The 24,238-nt window shown below is 63.3% G+C and carries 20 protein-coding genes and 2 pseudogenes; 12 read left to right on the top strand and 10 right to left on the bottom strand.

Features of this window, described 5'->3' with window-relative positions; genetic code table 11:
* The first annotated feature begins 23 nt into the window (after positions 1-23).
* From BJI47_RS13690 to BJI47_RS13705, 4 genes are all read left to right on the top strand, one after another.
* Positions 24-1,757, top strand: coding sequence for a cholesterol oxidase substrate-binding domain-containing protein (locus BJI47_RS13690; protein ID WP_088944218.1), 1,734 nt, complete (start codon positions 24-26; stop codon positions 1,755-1,757).
* Positions 1,758-1,879: 122 nt separating this feature from the next.
* Entirely contained in the window at positions 1,880-4,171 is a 2,292-nt protein-coding gene (locus BJI47_RS13695) for a bifunctional diguanylate cyclase/phosphodiesterase (protein ID WP_088944219.1), read from the top strand.
* Positions 4,161-4,805 (top strand): 5,6-dimethylbenzimidazole synthase, encoded by a 645-nt coding sequence (gene bluB, locus BJI47_RS13700; protein WP_088944220.1) that lies wholly within the window; start codon positions 4,161-4,163, stop codon positions 4,803-4,805. The genes BJI47_RS13695 and bluB overlap by 11 nt, the downstream gene beginning before the upstream one ends.
* Positions 4,802-5,743 (top strand): YncE family protein, encoded by a 942-nt coding sequence (locus BJI47_RS13705; RefSeq protein ID WP_088944221.1) that lies wholly within the window; start codon positions 4,802-4,804, stop codon positions 5,741-5,743. The genes bluB and BJI47_RS13705 overlap by 4 nt, the downstream gene beginning before the upstream one ends.
* Positions 5,744-5,746: 3 nt before the next feature.
* Here BJI47_RS13705 and BJI47_RS13710 read toward each other — a convergent pair whose 3' ends face one another.
* The 9 genes and pseudogenes from BJI47_RS13710 to BJI47_RS13745 form a co-directional block, all read right to left on the bottom strand.
* The gene (locus tag BJI47_RS13710) at positions 5,747-6,244 is read right to left on the bottom strand and encodes a DUF427 domain-containing protein (protein WP_088944222.1); all 498 of its coding nucleotides are present in this window, start codon (positions 6,242-6,244) and stop codon (positions 5,747-5,749) included.
* An 80-nt stretch (positions 6,245-6,324) separates the two neighbouring features.
* Positions 6,325-7,146, bottom strand: coding sequence for a DUF2637 domain-containing protein (locus tag BJI47_RS13715; RefSeq protein ID WP_088944223.1), 822 nt, complete (start codon positions 7,144-7,146; stop codon positions 6,325-6,327).
* A gap of 106 nt (positions 7,147-7,252) precedes the next feature.
* Positions 7,253-7,411: pseudogene (locus BJI47_RS13720) on the bottom strand (gluconokinase); the annotation flags it as partial.
* Positions 7,412-7,565: 154 nt separating this feature from the next.
* Positions 7,566-8,741, bottom strand: coding sequence for a lipid-transfer protein (locus BJI47_RS13725; protein WP_088944224.1), 1,176 nt, complete (start codon positions 8,739-8,741; stop codon positions 7,566-7,568).
* Positions 8,738-9,151 (bottom strand): MaoC family dehydratase, encoded by a 414-nt coding sequence (locus BJI47_RS13730; RefSeq protein ID WP_088944278.1) that lies wholly within the window; start codon positions 9,149-9,151, stop codon positions 8,738-8,740. The genes BJI47_RS13725 and BJI47_RS13730 overlap by 4 nt, the downstream gene beginning before the upstream one ends.
* Positions 9,148-10,068, bottom strand: coding sequence for a bifunctional MaoC family dehydratase N-terminal/OB-fold nucleic acid binding domain-containing protein (locus BJI47_RS13735; protein ID WP_088944225.1), 921 nt, complete (start codon positions 10,066-10,068; stop codon positions 9,148-9,150). Before BJI47_RS13735 ends, BJI47_RS13730 begins: the two co-directional genes overlap by 4 nt.
* Positions 10,065-11,204, bottom strand: coding sequence for an acyl-CoA dehydrogenase family protein (locus BJI47_RS24685; protein WP_254900596.1), 1,140 nt, complete (start codon positions 11,202-11,204; stop codon positions 10,065-10,067). The genes BJI47_RS13735 and BJI47_RS24685 overlap by 4 nt, the downstream gene beginning before the upstream one ends.
* A 117-nt stretch (positions 11,205-11,321) precedes the next feature.
* Positions 11,322-12,245: pseudogene (locus BJI47_RS24690) on the bottom strand (acyl-CoA dehydrogenase family protein); the annotation flags it as partial.
* Between the two features lie 132 nt (positions 12,246-12,377).
* Entirely contained in the window at positions 12,378-14,519 is a 2,142-nt protein-coding gene (locus BJI47_RS13745; RefSeq protein ID WP_088944227.1) for an acyl-CoA dehydrogenase, read from the bottom strand.
* A 94-nt stretch (positions 14,520-14,613) separates the two neighbouring features.
* Here BJI47_RS13745 and kstR point away from each other — a divergent pair, with 94 nt between their 5' ends.
* On the top strand, positions 14,614-15,306 hold the full coding sequence (kstR, locus tag BJI47_RS13750) for a cholesterol catabolism transcriptional regulator KstR (RefSeq protein WP_254900592.1): 693 nt from the start codon (positions 14,614-14,616) through the stop codon (positions 15,304-15,306).
* A gap of 51 nt (positions 15,307-15,357) precedes the next feature.
* The gene (otsB, locus tag BJI47_RS13755; RefSeq protein ID WP_088944229.1) at positions 15,358-17,907 is read left to right on the top strand and encodes a trehalose-phosphatase; all 2,550 of its coding nucleotides are present in this window, start codon (positions 15,358-15,360) and stop codon (positions 17,905-17,907) included.
* A 93-nt stretch (positions 17,908-18,000) separates the two neighbouring features.
* Here the strand turns inward: otsB and BJI47_RS13760 are convergent, their stop codons facing one another.
* On the bottom strand, positions 18,001-19,089 hold the full coding sequence (locus BJI47_RS13760; RefSeq protein ID WP_176224850.1) for a LacI family DNA-binding transcriptional regulator: 1,089 nt from the start codon (positions 19,087-19,089) through the stop codon (positions 18,001-18,003).
* A gap of 217 nt (positions 19,090-19,306) precedes the next feature.
* Here BJI47_RS13760 and BJI47_RS13765 point away from each other — a divergent pair, with 217 nt between their 5' ends.
* The 6 genes from BJI47_RS13765 to BJI47_RS13790 all read left to right on the top strand — a co-directional run bounded on the left by BJI47_RS13765 (position 19,307) and on the right by BJI47_RS13790 (position 24,233).
* Entirely contained in the window at positions 19,307-20,236 is a 930-nt protein-coding gene (locus BJI47_RS13765; RefSeq protein WP_088944279.1) for a metal ABC transporter solute-binding protein, Zn/Mn family, read from the top strand.
* A gap of 73 nt (positions 20,237-20,309) precedes the next feature.
* Positions 20,310-21,128, top strand: coding sequence for a metal ABC transporter ATP-binding protein (locus tag BJI47_RS13770; protein ID WP_088944231.1), 819 nt, complete (start codon positions 20,310-20,312; stop codon positions 21,126-21,128).
* Entirely contained in the window at positions 21,129-22,007 is an 879-nt protein-coding gene (locus tag BJI47_RS13775; protein ID WP_088944232.1) for a metal ABC transporter permease, read from the top strand.
* A gap of 11 nt (positions 22,008-22,018) precedes the next feature.
* Complete coding sequence (locus tag BJI47_RS13780; RefSeq protein ID WP_088944233.1) at positions 22,019-22,777, top strand: LamB/YcsF family protein; 759 nt, start codon at positions 22,019-22,021, stop codon at positions 22,775-22,777.
* Positions 22,777-23,379 (top strand): allophanate hydrolase subunit 1, encoded by a 603-nt coding sequence (locus BJI47_RS13785; protein WP_088944234.1) that lies wholly within the window; start codon positions 22,777-22,779, stop codon positions 23,377-23,379. The genes BJI47_RS13780 and BJI47_RS13785 overlap by 1 nt, the downstream gene beginning before the upstream one ends.
* Positions 23,376-24,233 (top strand): biotin-dependent carboxyltransferase family protein, encoded by an 858-nt coding sequence (locus tag BJI47_RS13790; RefSeq protein ID WP_088944235.1) that lies wholly within the window; start codon positions 23,376-23,378, stop codon positions 24,231-24,233. The genes BJI47_RS13785 and BJI47_RS13790 overlap by 4 nt, the downstream gene beginning before the upstream one ends.
* Positions 24,234-24,238 lie beyond the last annotated feature (5 nt).

A 24,238-nucleotide genomic window follows, 5' to 3' on the forward strand; every position in this document is an offset into this window, starting at 1 on the left:
GAGACGACGGAGTATCCAACACAATGTCCGATTTGAATCGCCGACAGTTCATTGCCGCGGGCGCCGGTGCGCTCGCAGTGGCATCCGTGATGCGCGCCGCCCCTGCGGGCGCCGTGCCTTTCGGCAGCTCTGAGAGCACCATCCCTGCGCCCCCGAACTTTCCGTCGGGGATTCCGCTGTACCAGCAGCGCTATCAGAACTGGTCGAAGGAGATCATTCTCGACGCCATCTGGACGTGCTCACCGCTCACGCCGGACGATGTAGTCCGACTGGCGAATTGGGCCCACGAAAACTCCTATCGCATCAGGCCGCGTGGCGCGATGCATGGGTGGACGCCGTTGACGATCGTCAACGGTGAGAACCTCGACCGGGTCGTACTGGTCGACACCATGGTCCATCTGAACGGGATTGCGGTCGACCCCGCGGATTCGGATCGTCCCGCAACCGTGACCGCCGGCGCCGGCGCGACCCTGGAAGCGATCCTGCAACAACTCGAAAACAACGGTCTCGGCTGGGTCAGCGTGCCTGCACCGGGAGTACTGACCATCGCAGGGTCGCTGGCCGTCGATGCGCACGGTGCTGCGATCCCGGCTGCCGGTGAAATTCCGGTACCCGGAACCACGTACGGCTCCTTGAGCAATCTGGTGACCGCACTGACTGCCGTCGTCTGGGACGGAAATGCCTACGCTCTGCGCTCCTTCGATCGATCCGACCCGGAGATCACCCCACTACTGACACATCTGGGTCGCGCTTTCCTGACCTCCGTCACGCTGATGGCGGGCACCAATCCACGTATGCGCTGCCAGAGTTACACCGACATCGATTGGCGTGAGCTGTTCGGCGCAGCAGGGGCAACGGGACGTACGTTCGAAAGCTTCCTGCAACAGACAGGCCGCGTCGAGGCCATCTGGTATCCGTTCACCGAAAAGCCGTGGCTCAAGGTGTGGTCGATCTGCCCCGAAAAGCCTCTGACTGCACGCGAGGTGACCGGACCGTACAACTACATCTTCTCCGACAACCTGCCCGAAGTGGTTTCCGACCTGATCGGCCAATTGACGGCTGGAAACACCTTCATCGCACCGGCTTTCGGTCAGGTCTTCTATGGGACGACGGTGGCAGGGTTGGCGGCAACTGCGTCGAACGACCTGTGGGGTTGGTCGAAGGACGTCCAGTTCTACATCAAGCCGAGCACTCTCCTGCTGACCGAAGGCGGCGGAGCGGTCATCACAAGCCGCGACAACGTCGCGCGAGTGGTCCACGACTTCACCGTCTGGTTCGAACAACGGGTGTCGCACTACCAGTCGATCGGCCAGTTTCCGATCAACGGTCCAGTGGAGATACGTTGCTGCGGCATGGACGCGGAGTCGGACCTACTCGTCGATTCTGCTGGGCCACCGACGATCTCGGCGATGCGTCCACGACCCGACCACCCAGAGTGGGACACTGCGATCTGGCTCAACGTGCTCGGCGTCCCCGGCACGCCGGGGATGTTCGCCTTCTATCGCGAGATGGAACAGTGGATGCGCTCGCATTACACCGGCGGCTGGGCGACATTCCGTCCCGAGTGGTCCAAGGGTTGGGCGTTCAGCACCGAACTTCCGTACAAGGACGCGAAGGTGATCGAGAACATCCTGCCCGATACCTACCGTGAGGGAGTGCCCGTAAGCGAGAACTGGGACACCGCTCGCGCCACGTACAACGATCTCGATCCACACCGGATCTACTCGAATTCGTTCATCGATCAACTTCTTCCCTGAGTCGAACGTCTCACTGCTCCGGCTTCCCACATTCTGCGTTCGAAGTGATTCGAATCGTGAAATGTGGGAAGTTAGGCAGTGATGAGAAACCGAAGACACGACGCAGCGGAAGGATCCACCGGGTGAGATGGTGGTTGTATCCAGCTTTCGCAGCGTTGGGGTGCCTCGGATACTTTTTATGCCCGGCGGGTGATCTGTCCGATTCGTTGTTCATCGGAATCGGTCTGTCTTCGGTGATTGCCATACTTGTCGGGATTCGGTTGAATCGGCCCGCTTCGCCCATCGCCTGGTGGTTGATTTGGTTCGGGACGGCACTATGGGTGGTAGGTGACGTCGCATTCTTCTGGATCGCTCGCGTCAGCGAGGTCGTGTCGGCACCGTCGGCTGCCGATGTCGTGTATTTGCTCGGCTATCCAGTATTCGCCGGCGGGTTCTACCTCCTGGTGCATCGGGGCTGGCGGCAAGGACAGCTCGGGCACGTGACCAACAGCGTCATCGTCATGATCGCGTTCGGTCTACTGCTGTGGGTGTTCGGAACGCCTGTCGATGGTGTGGATGTGTCGACGAGCTCGGGCCTGACTGCGATCGCGTATCCGGCGATGGATGTGTTCTTGCTCGGCCTACTGGTTCATTTGATCGGCACTGTGCAATGGCAGGGTATGTCGTTCAGACTATTGACGGCGGCGGTTGTGCTGACGCTCATTACCGATGTCGTTGTCAACGTCAGCTCTCCCGAGTTGACGAGCACGACCCCGAACATCCCCGACGTCGGATTTCTCCTCTGTTACGTTCTGCTCGGAACCGCTGCGCTTCACCCGTCCATGAAATACCTGGCAGCACCGCGCGCGCTACCGGGCCCGTCGAGTAACCTCGCGGCCTCCTTCAGCACGCCCACCGCCATCGTTCTGACGCTGGCTGCCATCACACCGGGTGCAGTCATGGCGATTCTTCTCGGCCGCGGGACACCCGTCATCGAGTGGGGTTGGGGTGTCGTGCTGTGCGCGACGGCGCTTGTCACCCTGGTGTTCGTCAGAGTTACCGAACTGCTGCGGCTACTGGGCCGACAGACGGACACCCTACGGTCGGCCGCCGAGACCGATCATTTGACCGGGACGCTCAATCGACGAGGTATGGAGGTGTGGATTCACGACCACGACGGACCACTCGCCTTGCTGTTGCTCGACGTCGATCGGTTCAAAGAAATCAACGACACTTTCGGACATTCCGTCGGCGACGACGTCCTCCGCGAAGTTGCCGACCGACTGGCCGACGCCGTCGGAAGCAATGGAGTACTCGCCCGACTCGGAGCAGACGAGTTCGCCGTGGCACTCGCCGTGGAAGAGACACATTCGCAGGCTGTGGCCGCGGCACACGGCATGCATGCGTCGCTGTGCCGCCCAATCAAGGTGGGAAGCGCGACTCTTCTCGTGGAAGCCAGCATCGGTATCGCGCTGAGTGACCGGATCACCCCCCAGAGCGATGCCGCGCTGAGCATCGAACACTCCCGCTCCGACGACCTGGTCCACCGATCCAATCTGGCGATGCAAGCGGCCAAGATTCTCCAACCGCGCATTGCCAGCTACGACCCGTCGATGGCTCGCGACAGCAGCCGCCAATTACATCTGCTCAGTGAGCTCACCACCGCGATCGATGCCCGCGAACTCGAGCTCTACTACCAACTTCAAGTAAATCTCGACTCGATGGAGGCCACCGGGGTCGAGGCGCTTCTCCGCTGGAATCACCCTGTCGAAGGCATCATCCAACCCGACCGGTTCCTTCCGATGGCCGAGCACACCGGACTGATCAGGCCGCTGGCCAACTTCGTCCTGAGCGAGGCACTGGCCCATCGTAAGGAGTGGAGCGAGGCAGGGGTGGAGCTGAACGTCTCGATCAACATCTCCACACGCAATCTGCTCGACAGCACTCTCGTCGAGCAGGTTCGACGCTCACTCGCCGCAAACGGAGCCGAGCCCGAGAATTTGACCATCGAGATTACCGAAACGTCGTCGATGGCTGATCCACCTGTCGCCATCGAGTCACTGTTGGGCCTCCGCAGGCTCGGAGTCACCCTTGCTATCGACGACTACGGCACCGGTTACAGCGCACTCGCCTATCTGCAGCGGCTTCCCGTGCAGCAATTGAAGATCGACAAAACTTTCGTCAGTGACATGGCACGCGATCAGGCTCACGGCATCATCGTCAGATCCACGATCGATCTGGCCCGCACCCTCGGGCTGACCATCACGGCCGAGGGCGTAGAAGACGCCGCCACCCTGCTCGAGTTACGTAGGCTCTCCTGTACGACCGCTCAGGGATACTTTGTGGGACGCCCCGTTCCTGCACATCGGATTCCCGATTCGGTCGCGGAGTCGAACGCCAAACTGAAGGAATATACGAAGACATATGAACGATGACGACAATCCGATGTCGGTGTACACGGCCATCTCGATGCGGCGTGACGTGCGAGCAGAGTTCGACGGCAGCTCCGTCGACGACGAGGTACTACAGCGCATCCTGAGCGCCGCACACAAGGCGCCGAGTGTCGGCAACACCCAACCGTGGGACTTCGTGGTCATCCAGAACCCCGACACGCTCGCCACCTTCGCCGCGCACGTGGCGCAGAAGCGACGCGCGTTCGCCGACTCGCTCCCGCCCGACCGCCAAGCTACCTTCGATCCCATTCGCATCGAAGGAATCGAAACGAGCGGCACCGGCGTCGTGGTCACCTATGACCCGACCCGCGGAGGAAAACATATTCTCGGACGCGCAAGCGTCGAGGACACCGGATTGTTCTCAGCCGTCCTTGCCATCCAGAACCTGTGGCTGGCTGCGATCTCGGAACGTATCGGAGTCGGGTGGGTGTCCTTCTACGAAGAGGACTACCTGAAGGAGTTGCTGAGTATCCCGGACCCGATCCGGCCGATCGCCTGGTTGTGTGTCGGCCCGGTCACCGAGTTCGCCGAGACTCCCGACCTGGAACGATTCGGATGGCGCCATCGACGCCCACTCGTAGAGGCAGTGCACTACGAGAAGTTCGGCGGCGCGTGAAACAGCTTCTCGTTGCTGTTGCCGTACTCGCACTGGTGACGGGGTGTGCCGCTGAGGACAGCGACAAACCTGCAACGACGACGACGCCGGCCGCAGAGCCTGCCGAAGCGCCCTCGGCACAGACGCCAGTGGGAGTGGTGACGCCACTCGCGGGCGCGCCGGAGGGAATCGTCGTCACTACTTCGGGTATTGCCGCCGTCGGCGTTCGAGAGCCCGACGGCATTCGGTTGGTCGATGCGACCACCGGCGTCGAGCGGTCGTTCGTACCGACAACCGGTGCACCCAGACACCTGTCCCTCGCCGGACCTGCTGGACCGGTCCTCGCACCGCACGATGCCGTCACCACCTCCGACGGGACCACCGTCGTCACCAACGAGATGGGCGGCGGCGTCGTGTTCGTTCGCGACGGCGCAGTGAGCGCCTCGCTACCTGCAGGGCCGGTACAACCCGGTGGCCTTGCCGCCGTCGGCGAGTACGCTGCGGTCGCCGACGTCCAGGGCAACGGCGTGTGGATCTACAGTGGCCCCGATCATGAGCTAGTCGCACAAGCACCACTCGGAACCAAATTGACCCACGCCACCGCGCTCGGTCGAGACCTTGCCGCGTTCGCCGACACCGACGGTGGCGCAGTGTTCATCGAACGAGTCGACCCGCAGGTCAGCGAAGTATCTCGCATCGAAGCACCCGGCAATCCCTACGGACTCGCGTACGACCCGCAGCGAAAGCTGCTGCTGATCACGTTGACCGAATCGAACGTCCTCCGCGTCGTCGACATCGCAGACCCGACGGCTCCGCGACCGATCGTCGACCTTCCGACCGTTCGGCAAGCCAATTCGGTTGCAGTCGATACGCGTTCGGGCGACGTGCTGGTGACGGGAAGCAATCCCGGTGACGAATCCAGCCTGCAGATCATCCCCGCCGAAGCTCTCACACCCTGAAAATCACCAACCCCAGCTACCGGGGACCCCTTTGAACGGTCCCACCACCTCACTCGTGATCCAGCCTTCGTAGAAGCCGCCCTCCTGAGGGGTGACGCGTTCGCCGTCGACCTCGCATTCCAACCGCGAAGGCGAGAACGCCAGATGCCCGGTGATCGGCAGAAACGACGCCGTCGGCTCCTCGTAACTCCACGCGGCGCCGTCACTCACCGAGTTGGCACCGTGGACGGTCCAGTACGTCGCCGCGCCCTTCCACTCACAATGCGTCGATCGGGTTGCAGAGGGCGAAAGCGCCTCGGCGGCAACATCATCACGCGGGATATACCAGGTGGGTGGGTGCGAGGTTTCCAACACTCGCCACGCATCACGTGTCTCGGCGATCAGCGTCCCACCGAAGCGGACCGTGATCAATCGATTCGAGTGCTCCAACCGAGGTGGTCTCGGATAATCCCACACCGATTCTTGTCCTGGGCGGGGAACCTGCGGTATCACCTTGCTCATCCCTCGATAGTGCCACTGCACGACCGTGAGGTCACTCCTGTGCCCGTGAGGTCACTCCTGTGCCACAGAGCCGTACGCGGTCAGGGTGCATCGACCGGGTAGAGGTCCTCGATGCGCTCCTCGTCAAGGATCCACCTGTCGACGCTGTCCAGAGGCTCTGCGCTGCCCACATGTTCGACGCCGTCCAACAGCTCGACGCCGCGTAGTTCGACACTGCGCTGGCGTTCGACACTGCGCTGGGGTTCGACACTGCGCTGGGGTTCGGCCGTCGCGTCGGTTCTTTCCGTAGTGGCGTGGGCGACCGGAAACTGTGGAGACGGCGGCGAGTACGGGCCGATCGACTCGACGTCTCGTGCCGCGGCCACTTCGGGTTGCACGGCCACTTCGGGTTGCACGGGCACTTCGGGTTGCACGGGCACTTCGGGTTGCACGGGCACTTCGGGCTCCACGGGCACTTCGGGCTCCACGACCGCCACCGGTCCTGGTTGCGTCGACGGGATTCGCACGAGTATGCCCAGTCCGTGGGTGGCAGCGAGCAAGCTCACCGGTGCGACAGTGGCGATTGCAGCGGACAGCGCGGGATGCAGTGTTCCAGTGTTGGAAGTGAAGGCGTGCAGGGCATTTGCGCCGATACTGACCAAGGCTGCGATGACGAGCACCCACCAGAAGAAGCGCCTGCCGCTACGCTGATCTGCGAATTGAGCAAGCGCAATGACCGAAATGGTGGCCTGCAGGATTGTGCCGTCGACGATGACCGGCCACAACCATGACAGGTTGCGTGGAACTCCGGCCATGGTCGCCAAATCCCACAATGCAGCGAAACTCAAGACGAACGACGCGATGCCGATGACCGTGGTGATGACGACAGCGCTGACGAGCGTCGCGCGCAGGACCTTGTTCATGAGTGCACATGATGCAGTACGCCTCCGACATGTTCGGTCTGATGCTGTGGTCTCGGTTCTTCGGGAGGTGACGCAAGAAGACGACGACGCGTCAGGGGGCGCGGTGCAGCCACGGCAGCCGGTCCTCGTCGGTCAGCGGAACTCTGGAGGCCATCTTCGCGATATTCGACGCCGGATGCAGGTCGTCGCCTTCCTGGAAATCCCATGAGAGTGCTCGCGCAAGGACGCCGGCCACCGTGGACTTGCCCGATCCCGACACACCCATGATGACCAGAACCGAATGTGCGCCGCCGGTGGAGTCCGTCAAGACAGATCACCACCCTCGCCACACGCACGGTGGGCTCGAGGGTGGCGATCTGTCACGGCATCAGGAGTCATGTCGTCGAGTTTTCCATGACGGCGGTACCCGACTACTTTCGCTACTGGCTCCGGGAGAGGATGAGCCCAGAGGTGGGCACACCGGTACCCGCAGTGACGAGCACGTTCTCCACATCCGGAACCGGGTTGACCGAGGTACCGCGAATCTGTCTGACGCCCTCCGCAATTCCGTTCATCCCGTGGATGTACGCCTCACCGAGCTGACCACCGTGAGTGTTCAGGGGCAACCGTCCGCCGAGTTCGATGGCACCGTCGGCAATGAAGTCGCGAGCCTCGCCGCGCTTGCAGAACCCGAGTTCCTCGAGCTGCATCAATACGAACGGAGTGAAGTGGTCGTACAGCACTGCCGTCTGCATGTCCTTCGGGGTGAGGCCGGACTGCGCCCACAATTGATCCCCGACCAGACCCATCTCCGGAAGACCTGTCATCGCGTCACGGTAGTAACTGGTCATGATGTATTGGTCCGGGCCACTTCCCTGCGCTGCCGCGGTGATGACGGCGGCCGGATTGGGTAGGTGCTTCGCCCTCTCCGGCGAAGTCACGACGATCGCAATTCCGCCGTCGGACTCCTGGCAGCAATCGAGAAGGTGCAGCGGTTCGGCGATCCACCGTGAATTCTGGTGGTCTTCCAACGTGATCGGCTTGCCGTAGAAGAATGCAGCCGGATTGTTCGCCGCATGTTTACGGTCGGCGACGGCAACTCGGCCGAAGTCCTCGCTTGTCGCGCCGTAGACATGCATGTACCGACGCGCGACCATCGCCACGAACGAAGCGGGAGTACCGAGCCCCTGAGGGTACGCCCATCCGGCGTCGACACCCGAGGACGTCGGTGCCGCAGCGAGATGCGGAGCAACCTGACCGAACCGCGAGCCGGAGCGCTCGTTGAATGCCCGATACGCGACGACGACATCAGCGACTCCGGTGGCAACTGCCATCGCGGCCTGCTGAACCGTGGCACAGGCTGCGCCGCCGCCGTAGTGAATTCGGCTGAAGAACTTCAGGTTCGGGATCCCGACGGCCCGCGCAACAGCGATCTCGGTGTTGGTGTCCATCGTGAACGAGGTCAGACCGTCGACGTCGGCGGGCGTCAGACCGGCATCGGTCAGTGCGGCCTGCACTGCCTCGGCGGCCAGTCGAAGTTCGCTTCGCCCTGAGTCCTTGGAGAAATCTGTGGCGCCGATTCCGACGATCGCCGCCTTGCCCGACAAACCGCTCATGCCGGCCTCCCCCCTGTCAGCTCTGACGATGCCAGTTTTACCTTTGCCACGATGTGGTCACCGAGAGAGTCGGAACCGGTCACCTCGACCGTCACTTCACCGTCGGTGACGGCAGATACCTTCCCGCGCAGCGTCAAAGTGTCGTAGGCGTACCAGGGAACCCCCAGCCGCAGACCGATCGAACGGAAGACCGCAGTCGGGCCCGCCCAGTCGGTCACGAAACGCTGCACCAAACCGGTGTCGGTAAGGATATTGACGAAGATGTCTTTGGAACCGCGCTCGATCGCCTTGTCGCGGTCGTGGTGAACATCTTGAAAGTCTCTGGTGGCCAACGCCGTCGAGACTACGAATGTCGGATCGGCGAAAATTTCGAGTTCCGGCAGTTCGTCACCTACCTTCGCTGCAATCATCGAACCGCCTTCCATGCGGGGAGTGTGAAGTTCTCGTCGATGCGGAGGAATTCGACCTCGACCGGCAATCCAACGGTGACCTCGGAGGGCTCGATTCCGCGCAGCTCACCGAGAACACGGACTCCCTCGTCGAGTTCGACCAGTGCAACCACGAAAGGCAGTGTCCGCCCGGGCACTTTGGGTGCGTGGTGGACGACGAAGCTGAACACCGTGCCCTTACCGCTCGCAACCACGTAGTCGATCGGTGCGGCCTTGTCCTGCCAGATCGCCGGAATCGGGGGATGCCGCAGCGAGCCGTCCTCGACCCGCTGAATCCTCAGTTCGCCTACTCGTGCTCCCTCCCAGAAGAACTCGGTCTCTTGAGATACGACCGGACGAATTGCCTCCGAGGTGTCCTCCGCCGTCGGCTTGGCTTCCGGTGCGAACTTGAGCACCCTGAACACCATCTCTGCGACGGCCTCGTCACCCACGTACCAGATGTTGCGTGTGGTGACGAACCAGCCGAGTCCGAGACCGGTCTTCTTGGGTCCGACGACATTATCGAGTTTCGTTGTGACAGTGACTTCTTCACCGAGCGTGAGATAGCGGTGATAGGTCTGGTCACAGTTGGTCGCCACGACAGAGGTGAATCCGGCGTCGTCGAGTATGCCCATCATCAGCCCGAGCGGATCGTCGGAAGATCGCGTGTAATGCAACCCGCCCATCGTCCACACCTGAGCCATGGCAGGAGGCGCGACGACGCCCCTGTGCCCGGCCTCTCTCGCGGCGCCGGCATCGACGTAGATGGGGTTCGCATCGCCGATGGCTTCGACCCAATTGTTGATCATCGGTTGATTGATCGGGTCCCGCCCAGCGCGAGGCGCGCATTCACCCGCTGCAGCAATACGATCCGCTGCTTCTTCGATCGACTCGCTCATCGCACGACCCTGGGTAGTCCGAGACCCGAGGTAGCGATCAGCTCCCGCATCACCTCGTTCACTCCGCCACCGAAGGTGATCACCACATTGCGCTTGACCTGCTTGTCCAGCCAGGCCATGAGCTTGGCAGTGTCGGGATCGAGTGGGTTTCCGTGTCGGCCGATCAGCTCCTCGGCAAGCCGCCCGACGCGTTGGATCCGTTCGGTGGCAAACACTTTGGTAGCCGAGGCATCGGCGACGTCGACTGCATCCGCGGTGGACGAGGCGATCTGCCAGTTCAGCAGCTCGTTGATCCGGAACGTGGCATGGATCTCGCCGAGCGTGCGGCGCACATCGGGCTCGTCGAGCACCCCGTGCTTCTGCGCCCATCCGCGCAAGTGCACGTACAGTCCGTCGATTTTACCGGCAGGTCCGAGCATGACGCGCTCGTGGTTGAGCTGGGTGGTGATCAGACGCCAGCCGGCGTTCTCCTCCCCCACCAGCATGTCGACGGGAACCCGCACATCGTTGTAATACGTCGCGTTGACGTGGTGTGCGCCGTCGAGAGTGATGATCGGCGTCCACGTGTATCCGGGGTCGGTGGTGTCGACGATGAGCATGGAGATACCGCGGTGACGCGAATCCGCCGGCCCCGTGCGCACAGCGAGCCAGACGTAATCCGCGTCGTGCCCGCCCGTGGTGAAAATCTTCTGTCCGTTGACGATGTACTCGTCGCCGTCGCGCACCGCTGTGGTCCGCAGCGAAGCGAGGTCGGTTCCTGCCTCGGGCTCGGTGTAACCGATCGCGAAGTGGACCTCGCCGGCGAGGATCGACTTCAGGAACTTGTCCTTCTGGACCTCGGTTCCGTACTTCTGCAAGGTCGGACCAACAGTTTGCAAGGTCACCGCTGGCAGCGGAATATCAGCGCGCGCAGCCTCGTTCACGAAGATCGACTGCTCGACGTCACCGAACCCGTGGCCACCGAATTCCTTGGGCCAACCGACTCCGAGCCAACCGTCGGTGCCCATCCGTTCGATGATCGCGCGATACGTAGGGCCGTGCCGCTCGGTCATCATGATTTCGGAGTCCTCGTCACTGACGAGATCGGCGAAATACGTTCGCAGGGTTCGCTGCAGCTTCTGTTGCTCTGCAGTCAGTTCGACGAAGGGTGACTCATCCGTCGCCTCGGACGAGGCCGCGACCGATTCGAGCGCATCCTCCCGCTGAATCGAGGCACCCACCAGATCGAGCCGGTACGAGGCGCCACCGACGAGCCGCGCGAGATCCTTTGCCGCCGAATAGTATCGGTGCATCGGATACGTGACGTCCACTCCGATGCCTCCGTGCAGGTGATGACACACCTGCATGGCAGCTGGTAGCTCGGCGGCAATCCAATACGCGAGCACATCGCCGTCACCCGGCCGGCTCGGCTTCTCCTGCGAGGCCTGCCACACCGCGGAGACAGCAGCGACGTGAGTAGTCCGAGCAATCACATATACGTCGGCGATCTCGCCGGCAACGGCCTGGAACGTTGCCAGTGGCTTACCGAACTGATGACGGCTTGCCAGGTGCGACGCGGTGAGCGCCGCTGCGCCCGCAGCCAACCCGTCGGCGACTGCGCCGATGGCCGCGATTGCGATCCGATAGAGCTCGGCAATATCCTTGCTGACCAATTGTCCCGGTGCCGAATCGAATTCGATCGCGTACTCGGGGTCGCCACTCGACGACGGGGTCGGCACGAGCCGAACACCCTCCGCGGAGGGGTCGACCAATACGACACCTTCGGAAGTCGGCACCAGGATGCGGTACGCCTGCTCGGCGTACGGGACAGCGATCTTGGTACCGCTCACACGCATGAGGTCGCCGTCGAGAACGGCTTTGGTCTTCGGTTCCGCCGGGAACGGCGACCCAGGTTCCATGAGTGCCGCCGTCAGAATGCGGCCCGAGCCGACGGTGTCGCGAATCAGAGCCGGTTCCGCGAGACGCGTGAGCGGGATGATGCCGAACCCGAGTGTCGCGAGTGCGGGTCCGACTGCCGCGGCCTTGCCGAGCTCGGTCAGAACCGTCGCCGCTTCCGGCAATCCGAGTCCGTCGCCGCCGAGATCCTCGGGCAGCACCATCTGGAACAGCCCTGCCTCCGACAGCGCCGTCCACAACGCTTCGGGCTCGGAGTCGCGCGCGAGCAATCCGGAGATCATCTCCGCGACCGTCGATTGATTGGAGTTTCTGGTGAAGTCCACGCCTTGATCCTGCCTACGGAAGATGAACCGAAGAGTTTTTCGGTAGAACCTGTTCTATTTTTAACACCATCGGTACCGATACACCAGCAGTCAGCGAGGCAGACCGAGAATCCGCTCGGCAGCGACGGTCAGCAGGATCTGTGAGGTACCGCCCGCAATCGACAAGCAGCGGGTCAGCAGCATCTCCTTCGCGAGTGGTCCCTCGATCACCCCAGCCTGGCCCGAGACCTCCAACGCGAATTCCGCGAGATCCTGCCGATGACGCACGCCGACGAGCTTGCGAACGGAGGATTCCGCTCCGGGATCCTGCCCACCGAGTCGCCGAAGTGTCGAGCGGAACTCGAGCAGGGAACCCACCAGCCCGTTCGCAACGAGCCCACCCAGCGCGTCCGCGACACCGGGATCGGTGCTCGAAGATGTCGCCTCGACAACATCCTCGAGCGCAGAACCGAGCGTCGAGCCGCTGCTCATCGCAACCCGCTCGTTGGCGAGAGTGGTCCTGGCCAACTTCCAGCCGCTGTTCAGATCTCCGACGAGGCAGTCCTCCGGAACGAAGACGTCATCGAGGAATACCTCGTTGAACACGGCGTCACCGGTGATTTCCCGCAGCGGCTCGATACGAATACCGGGCGAGGTCATATCGAGGACGAAGTAGCTGATTCCCTTGTGCTTCGGGACGTCACGGTCGGTCCGGGCAAGGCAGATTCCCCAATCGGCCTGCTGAGCGAGCGAAGTCCAAATCTTGTGGCCCTTGAGCTTCCACCCTCCATCGACCTTCGTCGCAGTGGTCCGCAATGCCGCCAGATCGGAACCGGCCTCCGGCTCGCTGAACAGTTGGCACCAGCGAATATCCCCATGCAGCGTCGGACCCGCGAAACGCTCGATCTGCTCGGCGGTTCCGTGTTCGAGAATCGTCGGAACAGCCCACCAGCCGATGACCAGATCAGGAATCTCGAGACCGGCCGCAGCCATCTCCTCCGCGTAGAGCAGTTGCTCCGCTGCACTGGCGTCCCGGCCGTGAGGTTGCGGCCAATGCGCGGCAGCCAACCCCGACTCGGCAAGCGTGCGACGAGGGTCCTCCGCGTCTGCCACCGCGCGTACCTCCGCGCGAACATCCTCGCGTCGATTTTCGGCCTCGCCGAGGTCGACGCTCAGGTGGCGTCGCATGCCGTCGCGGGTCAGGTCCGTCACGCGCATCCGCCAACGCGACGTACCGCCGAGCAACTGCCGGATGGACAGGGCACGGCGCAGATAGAAGTGCGCATCGTGCTCCCACGTGAATCCGATACCGCCGAGGATCTGGATCGCGTCCTTGGCGTTGTCCACTGCGGCATCGAGCGCGATCGCGGCAGCCACAGCGGCCGCCAGCGGATGCTCCTCTGCCGCGGAGTCCACTGCCACTGCAGCGTCCCATGCGGCGGCACGCGTCTTCTCCACCCGACACAGCATTTCAGCGCACAGATGCTTGATCGCCTGGAAGCTGCCGATCGGCGCACCGAACTGCTCTCGCATCTTGGCGTGCTCGACAGCGGTACGCAACGCCCACCCGGCGACGCCGGCAGCATCCGCAGCAGCGAGAGTGGCTGCCAGATCGAGAACGTACGACGTCGAGACGTCGGAGAGAACCGAATCCGGATCCACCGCGACATCCTGGAGGGTCAGCCGGGCTACCGGAACACTGCGATCGACGCCGAGCAACGACTCGATCTTCAGACCCGGCATCTCGATTCCGAGCATGCACCAGACCGTCTCGCCATCGACCGTTGCAGGCAACAGCACGCCGACGCGATCCGCCGCACCGAAGGCGATATCCGCAGTGCCATCGAGGATCAGCGCGTCGCCGTCGCGACGGGCCGCGACAGGCGCGTCGGAAAGCACTACGGCGCAGGGAAGAGCGCCTTCGCAAAGATCGGCACCCCACCGCGCCGCCGCCGGTCCAGTGCTCCGGCCGACCACGAGAGCGGCCAGTGCGGTCGAGAGCACCGGGCCACCTACCAGGGCTGTCGACGTTTCCTCGAGCATCGCTGCGAGGTCCGCGACCGTGCCGCCGACGCCGCCCACCGATTCGGGAACGGCAACGGAGAACACGCCCAGTTCAGCGAGCCCACGCCAGTGCGAGCGCCATCCCGACTGCTCGTCGGCGCGTAGGGTCCGCATGGGATCGGTAGTGGAAGCCCACGACCGAATCGACTGTTGGACGTCGCGCTGGTCGTCGGTGGTGGCAATTGTCACAATGCTGTTCCCTACTCCTCAAGATGACTTTTTTGTCTAGAACGTGTTCTAATACGGTAGCTGGTTCAGAGTCAAGGTGCGAAGGACAACGTCGATGACCACATCTTCTCGGTCGCGTTCGGCGAACAATGCCGACAAGAACAGAGGAACGGCCGTGAATGAAACCAACACGGCTACACCACTGCGTTCGGTCGGCGTACTGACCGACGACGACCTGAGTTCCAATGCTCAGCGCGAACGCCGCAAGCGAATCCTCGATTCGACCCTGGCTCTCGCATCGAAGGGCGGCTACGAAGCCGTTCAGATGCGCGCCGTCGCCGAGCGTGCCGACGTCGCCGTCGGAACTCTGTACCGATACTTTCCCTCCAAGGTGCACCTGCTGGTTTCAGCTCTCTCCCGCGAGTTCGAGAAGATCGACTCCCGTCGCAAGCTTCCGCCCGGACAGACGCCGCAGGAGCGGATGCACCTGATCCTGGGGCAAATCACACGTGCGATGCAACGTGATCCTTTGCTCACCGAAGCGATGACTCGCGCGTTCATGTTCGCGGACGCATCCGCTGCCGCCGAGGTGGACCAGGTCGGCCGATTGATGGACCGACTGTTCGCCAAAGCGATGAGCGACGGCGAACCAACGGAATTGCAGCTCAGCATCGCTCGCGTCATCAGCGATGTCTGGCTGTCCAATCTCGTCGCGTGGTTGACACGTCGATCGTCGGCCACCGACGTCGCCGCTCGACTCGAACTGACCGTCGATTTGCTCCTCGGAGACTCCAAGCCGCTCTACTGAGCGTCCGCGTCCGAGTGAGCTGGATCGGCTCGCATCGCCTAGATTCATTCCGTGATTGCTTTGGATCTACCGGTTGAACTTCGCCGCGCTCTCATGGCCGTGGCCCGGACGCCTCGCCTGCTCGTCGCCTCCGACTACGACGGGACGATGGCACCTATCGTCTCCGATCCGTCGAAGGCATTTCCGCATGCCGAGTCCGTGAGCGCTATGCGCGGGTTGGCGAATTTGGCCGCAACGAAGGCCGCCGTCATCTCCGGTCGCGCCCTCCGCGATCTGGCCATCCTGTCCAGGCTCCCTGCCGAGGTTCAACTCGTCGGCAGCCATGGCAGCGAATTCGACGTCGGGTTCATCAATGCAATCGACGACAAGGCCAAGCAACTCCTGCACGATATCGCCGAGGAGATGACCTCGATTGCCGCCCGGTTCCCCGGTGTGGCCGTCGAGACCAAACCCGCGAGTGCCGCGCTGCATGTCCGAAATGCCGACTCGGCCGATGCGGAAGCCGCTCTCGTTGCCGTGCGCGACGGGGTTGCTCTGCGCGAAGGCGTGCACGTGACCGAAGGTAAGTCCGTCATCGAACTCGCTGTCATCGTTACCGACAAGGGCGACGCCCTCGATATCCTCCGGCATCAGGAGGGTGCGACGGCCGCGGTGTTCTTCGGCGACGATGTCACCGACGAGAAGGCCTTCACCCGCCTGCACGGCCCCGACGTCGGCGTGAAGATCGGCCCCGGCGACAGTCTCGCCGAGTTCCACATCGACAGCACCGAGCAGGTCTCACTCGCGCTGGCATTTCTGCTCGAAGAGCGTCGCCGGTGGCTCTCCGGTGCCGATGCTCCACGCATCGAGCGGCTCACGATGCTCGCCAGCCCAAACGCCGTCGCACTGGTGACTCCCGACGCGAACCTGACATGGCTGTGCCACCCCGAACCGGATTCGGCAGCGATTTTCGCGCACCTCCTCGGTGGCAACGAGGCCGGGCACTTCAGCATCGGCCCCAAGCGCACGGCATTGCCGCTGAGCCAGCAGTACGTCGATGGCACCATGACCGTCCAGACCAAGTGGGCGAGCCTGCAGGTCACCGATTACCTCCCGCACGACGTCGCAATCGGGCAGACCTCGCTCACCCGCGTCGTCAGCGGCAGGGCCACCGCGATCGTGACGTTCGCACCCCGACCGGAATTCGGCAAGGTGTGGGTTCAGCTCGAACCCGAAGAAGACGGACTGCGGATCTCCGGCACCGCAGAGCCGATGGTCCTGCGCAGTCCCGGCGTGAAATGGAACATCGTATCCGATGGCGCCCAACAGACCGCGCATGCCGAGATCGACCCGACCGGTGGACCTGTCGTCCTCGAATTACGTTTGGGCAGCGAGGATCTCGGCGCCTCTGCGCTACCGGAACCGGAGCGACGGGCAGAGGCCGAGGCCTACTGGAAGGACTGGGTCGATGCCCTGGACCTGCCGCCGCTCAAACCGGATTTGATGAAACGATCCGCCCTGACGCTACGTGGACTCGTTCACGCCGACTCCGGCTCGATCATGGCAGCCGCAACGACGTCGCTACCCGAAGAGATCGGCGGCGTGCGCAACTGGGACTACCGCTACTGCTGGCTGCGCGACGCGGCCCTCACCGCTTCGGCGCTGGTCAACCTCGGCTCGACGGCCGAAGCCGAGGGATACCTCGGATGGATCCACGAGGTCCTGGAGTCCGTGCCGGGCCCGGAACGACTGCATCCGCTGTACACGATCCGAGGTCTCGGTCTGCCGTCCGAGGCAGTCATCGACGAGCTGCCCGGATACGCCGGCTCGCGCCCGGTCCGCGTCGGAAACGCAGCCAACCAGCAAGTCCAGCTCGACGTATTCGGGCCGATCGTCGACCTCGTGTCTTCTCTCGCGCATGCCCGCCAGGCGCAGGGCCTGACTGGGAAAGATGCTCTGTCCGAAGATGATTGGAGTCTGGTCCGCTCCATGGTCGAGGCCGTAGAACGCCGATGGGACGAACCCGACCACGGCATCTGGGAGATCCGCGGGACACCCCGACACCACGTGTACTCCAAGGTCATGGGCTGGATGACCATCGATCGGGCGCTCACTCTCGCCGCCACGTTCGGTCGGGAAACCGAACCGAGCTGGGCCGGTCTGCGCGAGCAGATCCATGCCGAGGTCATCGACAAGGGTTGGAACGAAGAAGTCCGGTCCTTCACCGCCGCCTACGAAGGTACCGACCTCGACGCTGCCACCTTGCACATCGGACTCTCTGGCCTGATCGATCCGTCCGACCCTCGATTCGCGGCGACCGTGACGGCAACCGAAGCAGAACTACGCAGCGGATCGACCGTGTATCGCTACCACCACGACGACGGATTGCCCGGCGGCGAGGGTGGGTTCCACCTGTGCGCGGCGTGGCTCGTCGAGGCGTACCTACTCATCGGGCAGCGATCCGAAGCAGAGGCATTGTTCGCGCAACTCGTCAGTGCAGCCGGGCCGACCGGCCTGCTCAGCGAGGAATACGACCCCGTCGCCGAACGCTCACTGGGCAACCATCCCCAGGCCTACAGCCACCTCGGTCTGCTCAGGTGTGCAAGTTTGCTCAGCGCCTGAGCGGGCACGCAATCGCTCGCCCACAATCGCTTGAATGGTCCACTCATACGATCTGTCAGCTTGAAGTGGCCATTCAAGCGGTCCAGCCGGGGTTCAGTCGGGCGGCGGAGCCGCCGTACGACCTTTGACCAACTCGGTCGGTAAGAACTCGGCCGCCATGATGCCCGACTGCGAGGTGGAGAGCAGGAGCGCGCCTGCGCGTCGCCCCTTCTCCTCGGCATCCTGACGAACGGTGGTGACGTTCTCGCGGATTGCGTCCTCCACGCCGTCGAAGCCGGTAATGGTGAGCTGGCTCGGAACGTCGATGCCGGCGACCTTGGCGAAGTTGAGTGCGCCGAGCGCGAGGACATCGGTGGTGCAGAGCAGTGCGGTGGCCTCGCGGTTGGCTTGTAGCGCCTGAGCTGCAGCGGAGTGGCCGGAGCGGGTGGTGTGTTCGAACCGTTCGACGACGGTGAGCGATTCCGGATCGCGGCCGCTGTCCTTCATAGCGTCCTTCACCCCCGCGATCCGCTCCCGTTGGACGTGGAAGTGGCTTCCGGCGAGCCGGGCGGGCGGTACGACGCCGTCGCGACGGTCGCGTCCGAGTCTCATACAGAGAACGGCGATGTGGCGGTGCCCGAGGGCGATGATCTGCTCGGCGATCAATTTCATCGCGGCACGATCGTCGATGGCGACGAGGGCAGCTTCGGGCACCCCGCGTGGTTGGTCGCAGATGACAATCGGTAGGTGCCGCTCGCGGACGGCCATCAAGTAGGGGTCGTCGTCGGCGACGGAATAGACGACGAAGCCGTCGACCCCTGCCTGTTGTACGACGGCGGCGGCCGCGGTGTCATCTCGGTCCGGCCCTGCTGGAATCAACAGCAAGCCTTGACCTGCGGCTTCGCAGGATTCGGCGAGCCCGGCAAGGAATGCCATAGCGGCGGGGTCCCGGAAGGAATAGCTCAGTGCCTCGGTAAGAACGAGCCCGACCGCGCCCGCCTTGCGAGTGCGGAGCGAACGAGCGAGCGGGTCCGGACCTGCGTACCCGCGGCGTTTGGCTGCCATGAGAACGCGCTCACGAAGTTCGGGTGAAAGCTGGTCGGGCCGGTTGTAGGCGTTCGATACTGTGGTGCGCGACACCTTCAGGTCGGCGGCGATGGAGGCCAATGTGGCGGGGCGGCGCGGCTCGCTCGACCTGGACATACGGGGACGTTAGCCGGAAAAGGGCGCTGCAGTGAAATTCGGCACCCGGGTACCCGATTCGATCGGCAGCCGTCGAATCGCTAGAGTACAACGGTAACCATTTCCAACTAGGCGAGTACTTCGCTTCCGAAAGCTTCGACTCAAGGGGTCCCCAGTGCGACAACTCACCCGCTCGACTACCGCTCTCATAGGGCTTACATGCGCCGCCGCACTGGCCATGACCGCATGTAGCTCGGACACGAGCACATCCAACACTTCGACGCCTGCCACCGCGATCGACGGCCCGATCACCATCGTGGCCTCGACCAACGTATGGGGCAGCGTCGCGCAAGCCGTTGCGGGAGACCTCGCGTCGGTAGAATCGATCATCGCCGACCCGTCGGCAGATCCGCACTCCTACGAGGCCAGCGCCGGCGATGCCGCGAAGGTGGCCGAAGCGTCGCTCGTCGTATACAACGGTGGCGGATACGACGAGTTCATCGAGGACATCCTCGGCTCGGAGGGGAAGAACGTGCCGTCGGTCAACGCATACGACCTCGTCGGTTCGGGCCATGCACACGGCGACGAAGAAGCGGCCCCGGACAGCTCCACCGATGGCCACGGCCACAGCCATGGCGACGCCAACGAGCACGTCTGGTTCGACGCGGAAGCTGCCGCATCCACCGCAGAATCGATCGCTGACAAGCTCGGCCAGCTCGACCCCGACAATGCCACCCAGTACACCGCGAATGCCGAAACGTTTCATGATCAGGTCCATCGCATCACCGACGTGACATCCAAGATCGCCGTCGATCATGCCAACGCTCCTATCGCACAAACGGAACCGATCGCGCACTACCTGATCGAAGAGTCCGACCTCGACGATCGGACACCCGAGGACTTCAAGAACGCCCTCGAATCGGGCAACGACCCATCGCCCGCGTCCATCGCGGCTACTCGCGACCTGTTGACCTCGAAGTCCGTTCGGGTCCTCGTCTACAACATCCAGACTCAGGACGCTGTCACCCAGGACATCCGCTCCACCGCCGAGGCCGCCGGAATCCCCGTCGTCGAAGTGACCGAGACACTGCCCGAGGGCAAGACCTACATCGAGTGGCAGACGCAGGCAGCGCAGGATCTCGAATCCGCGCTGGCGTCGGCATCCTGAGCGTGATGACACCGGCTACCGGGAGTGGAACCCGCGGAACGGCCGGCGGGCCGGGGCTGGAAGGCTGTAGTTCATGCCTGCTGTAGAACTGCGCGATGCCGGACTGGCGTTCGGGGAGCGCACGTTGTGGCGGAACCTCGATCTCGCGGTGGAGAGCGGTGAGTTCGTAGCTGTTCTCGGACCGAACGGTTCGGGCAAGACCTCGCTTCTGAAGGTGCTGCTCGGACAGAACCATTTGACGACGGGGACTGCGGCAATTGCGGGAGAGCCTGTACGCAAAGGTCAGTCCGGTGTCGGTTACATCCCGCAGCAACGCAGTATCGACGACGACCTACCGCTGCGTGGGCGTGATCTCGTCGGTCTCGGCTGGGACGGCCATCGTTGGGGGCTCGGTCTTCGCGGAATGCGTGAGCGCACACGTGTCGTGCAGCATGCGATCGACCAGGTCGACGCCAATGCTTTCGCGGGTGCGCCTGTCGGGACGATGTCGGGAGGCGAGCAGCAGCGCCTACGCATCGCCCAGGCGCTGGTCGGCAATCCGACGGTGTTGCTGTGCGACGAACCTCTGCTCAGCCTCGATTTGGCCAACCAAAGTCTGGTGTCCGGTCTCATCGATCGGCGACGGCGGGAGCACGACACGGCCGTGCTGTTCGTGACGCACGAGATCAATCCGATTCTGCCGCTGGTGGACCGCATCGTCTACATCGTCGACGGCAAGTTCCGTATCGGCGCACCTGCCGATGTCATGACGACCGAAGTGCTCTCGGAGTTGTACGGAACCGAGGTGGAAGTTCTGAAGGTGCGTGGGCGGCTCGTCGTCGTCGGTACCGGAGATTCCATCGACGCTCTCGGCTCTGCGGGTGCGCACCATCCACCGACCGAGGACGTCTGAATGAACGAGAAAGTGGTCGACGCCCTCTCCAAGATCTTCGACTTCAGCACGACGGTGAATTTGTTGAGCTACGACTTCGTGCAGCAGGCACTCCTGGCGGCGGCCATTCTCGGCCTCCTCTCCGGTGCCCTCGGCCCGCTGATCGTCAGTAGGCAGTGGGCGTTCGCGGTGCACGGGTCGAGTGAATTGTCGTTGACCGGCGCGTCGGCAGCTTTGCTTGTCGGCATCAGTGTCGGCCTCGGAGCTATCGTCGGCTCGGTCGTCGCTGCGGTGATGTTCGCTATGCTCGGCTCCAAGGCTCGTGATCGCGACTCGGTGATCGGTGTCATCATGTCGTTCGGGCTGGGGCTGTCGGTGTTGTTCATCTGGCTGTATCCGGGTAGAACCGGTACGAGCTTCTCGCTCCTGATCGGTCAGATCGTCGGCGTCGGGCAGAGCGGTATTCAACTTCTGCTGGTGTGCGCAGTATTGGTCCTCATCGTGCTCGCGGTCGTCTACCGTCCACTGTTGTTCGCCAGCACCGACCCGGAGGTTGCGTTGGCGCGCGGCGTCCCGGTCCGTGGGCTCGCCGTCGTGTTCGCAGTTCTGGTCGGAGTCGCGTGCGCGCTCGGCGTTCAGATCGTCGGTGCGCTGCTCGTGTTGTCGTTGCTCATCACACCCGCAGCCGCTGCTGCGCGTGTGACTGCGAGCCCGCTCAAGGCGACGTTGTTGTCCATTCTGTTCGCCGAAATCGCAGCTGTGGGTGGCATTCTACTCTCGCTCGCACCCGGTGTTCCCGTCTCGACATTTGTCACGACCATCTCGTTCGTCATCTACCTCATCTGCCGCGCGGTGGGGTCTCGCCGGAAGGCCGACTCCGGTCGCGTCGTTCTCGCCTAGACTCGAAGCCGATGACATCCATCGATATCAACTCAGACCTCGGCGAGAGCTTCGGAACGTGGAAGCTCGGTAACGACGATGCAATGCTGGCGGTGGTGACCAGCGCCAATATTGCCTGCGGATTCCATGCAGGTGACCCACAGACGATCCTGGCGACCTGCCGAGCCGCTGCAGGCAAGGCCGTCCGTATCGGTGCTCAGGTCGGCTATCACGACCTCGCCGGTTTCGGGCGACGATTCATCGACATCGAGACTGCTGATCTGACTGCCGACGTGCTTTACCAGATGGGGGCCCTCGACGGACTCAGTCAGGCAGCCGGTTCGGCCATCGCCTACGTCAAACCGCACGGCGCGCTGTACAACGCCGTCGTGACGCATCGGGATCAGGCGAAAGCTGTCGTCGACGCCGTCCGAACCTACGATCGGACACTCCCCGTCCTCGGCCTGGCAGGCTCGGTGTTCCTCGAGGAAGCCGAGGCGGCCGGTTTGCGGACCGTGGCGGAGGCCTTCGCCGACCGTGCTTACACACCCGCGGGTGAGTTGGTGTCCCGACGTGATGCCGGCGCCATCCTGTCCGATCCTGTCGTGGTCGCAACGCGCATACTCCAGCTCGTCAGGGAAGGAACGGTCGAGTCGATCGACGGCACCAGCATCGCCGTCTCCGCGGAATCGGTGTGTGTGCACGGAGACACTCCAGGCGCGGTCGACATGGCCGTTGCAGTCCGGAAGATACTGTCCGACAACGGTATCGCGATCTCATCCTTTGTCTGATGATCGTCCGAGATGCTGGTGAACATGCCGTACTGATCGAGTACGCCGACCTCCGCGAGACGATGACCTTCTTCCGTTCACTGCGCGCGACGGCCCCCGTCGATGTCGAGGATCTGGTCCCGGCCGCACGGACAATTCTGGTGCGATTCCGGGGTGAGCGAGAACGGATCGTGACATGGATTCGTTCGGTCGAACCAGTGTCAGAGGACAGTGAAGCGAAGGCCGACGCGGTGACGATTGCGGTCAGCTACGACGGCCCGGATCTCGAAGATGTGGCCAGACACACCGGTCTGTCGACGCCGGAAGTCGTGGCAACGCACACTGGTCGGATCTGGACCGTCGCATTCGGTGGGTTCGCACCTGGGTTCGGCTATCTCGTCGGCCCCGACGACCGTCTGCATGTTCCTCGCCGATCCGAACCTCGCACTTCGGTCCCGGCAGGTTCGGTCGGACTTGCCGGCGAGTTCTCCGGGATCTATCCACGCAGTTCCCCAGGTGGATGGCAGTTGATCGGGACCACCGATGCAGTCCTGTGGGACGAGGGAGGCTCGCCCCCCGCGCGGCTACAGCCGGGCACTAAGGTCAGGTTCCAGCAGTCGTGAAAGCCGTCGAGATACTGCGTCCCGGACCACTGTTCACCGTGCAGGATCGAGGCCGTCCCGGTCACGCATCCATCGGCGTCGGAAGATCCGGTGCCGCAGACCTCCGCTCGCACGACGCTGCCAACAGGTTGGTCGGAAACACCGTCGACGCAGCGACACTCGAGGCAACGATGGGTGGCGTACAGGTTCGCATGCAGGGATCGGTCGTCGCAGCGGTCACCGGCGCTTCGGGCAGTATCACCGTCAATGGCATTGCGGTGGCGATGTACAACACGCTGTACCTGTCCGACGGGGACCAATTGTCAGTGGCGACACCAACTTCGGGACTCCGCAGCTATATCGCTGCGCGCGGCGGATTCGATGTCGCCATGGTTCTCGGGAGCAGGTCCACCGACACGATGTCGGGGCTGGGTCCGGCCCCACTGACGGAAGGTGACGTCCTCGCGATCGGTGATGCACAGTCGCATTGGCCTGCAACGGAATTGGCGCCGCCCCCGGACCGAACCGGACACCTGGAAGTGTCGGTGAACCTCGGTCCGCGCCAGGACTGGTTCACCTCCGAGGCACTCCATGTCCTGGCGAGCCAAATATGGACGGCAACCATTGATTCGAATCGCGTCGGGGTCAAGCTCGACGGTCGTACGCCGCTGGAACGAGCGCGGACCGAGGAGCTACTCAGCGAGGGCATGGTTCCCGGCGCCCTTCAGGTTCCACCGAACGGCAAGCCCGTCCTCTTCCTCGCCGACCACCCGGTGACGGGCGGGTATCCCGTCATCGCCGTCGTTCGAGATACCGATCTGCCATCGATCGGCCAACTGCGGCCCGGGGACTCGATACGGTTCCGAGTGCACTAGCCCCC

It is taken from the genome of Rhodococcus sp. 1168 (genome assembly GCF_002091955.1).
Lineage (GTDB): Bacteria > Actinomycetota > Actinomycetes > Mycobacteriales > Mycobacteriaceae > Rhodococcoides.

Bases quoted from the DNA above. Each gene is read 5' to 3' on its own strand.
- BJI47_RS13690 (WP_088944218.1), top strand. From the start codon at position 24: ATGTCCGATTTGAATCGCCGACAGTTCATTGCCGCGGGCGCCGGTGCG.
- bluB (WP_088944220.1), top strand. From the start codon at position 4,161: ATGAACGATGACGACAATCCGATGTCGGTGTACACGGCCATCTCGATG.
- BJI47_RS13710 (WP_088944222.1), bottom strand. From the start codon at position 6,244: ATGAGCAAGGTGATACCGCAGGTTCCCCGCCCAGGACAAGAATCGGTG.
- BJI47_RS13715 (WP_088944223.1), bottom strand. From the start codon at position 7,146: ATGAACAAGGTCCTGCGCGCGACGCTCGTCAGCGCTGTCGTCATCACC.
- BJI47_RS13725 (WP_088944224.1), bottom strand. From the start codon at position 8,741: ATGAGCGGTTTGTCGGGCAAGGCGGCGATCGTCGGAATCGGCGCCACA.
- BJI47_RS13730 (WP_088944278.1), bottom strand. From the start codon at position 9,151: ATGATTGCAGCGAAGGTAGGTGACGAACTGCCGGAACTCGAAATTTTC.
- BJI47_RS13735 (WP_088944225.1), bottom strand. From the start codon at position 10,068: ATGAGCGAGTCGATCGAAGAAGCAGCGGATCGTATTGCTGCAGCGGGT.
- kstR (WP_254900592.1), top strand. From the start codon at position 14,614: ATGACCACATCTTCTCGGTCGCGTTCGGCGAACAATGCCGACAAGAAC.
- BJI47_RS13760 (WP_176224850.1), bottom strand. From the start codon at position 19,089: ATGTCCAGGTCGAGCGAGCCGCGCCGCCCCGCCACATTGGCCTCCATC.
- BJI47_RS13765 (WP_088944279.1), top strand. From the start codon at position 19,307: ATGACCGCATGTAGCTCGGACACGAGCACATCCAACACTTCGACGCCT.
- BJI47_RS13770 (WP_088944231.1), top strand. From the start codon at position 20,310: ATGCCTGCTGTAGAACTGCGCGATGCCGGACTGGCGTTCGGGGAGCGC.
- BJI47_RS13775 (WP_088944232.1), top strand. From the start codon at position 21,129: ATGAACGAGAAAGTGGTCGACGCCCTCTCCAAGATCTTCGACTTCAGC.
- BJI47_RS13780 (WP_088944233.1), top strand. From the start codon at position 22,019: ATGACATCCATCGATATCAACTCAGACCTCGGCGAGAGCTTCGGAACG.
- BJI47_RS13785 (WP_088944234.1), top strand. From the start codon at position 22,777: ATGATCGTCCGAGATGCTGGTGAACATGCCGTACTGATCGAGTACGCC.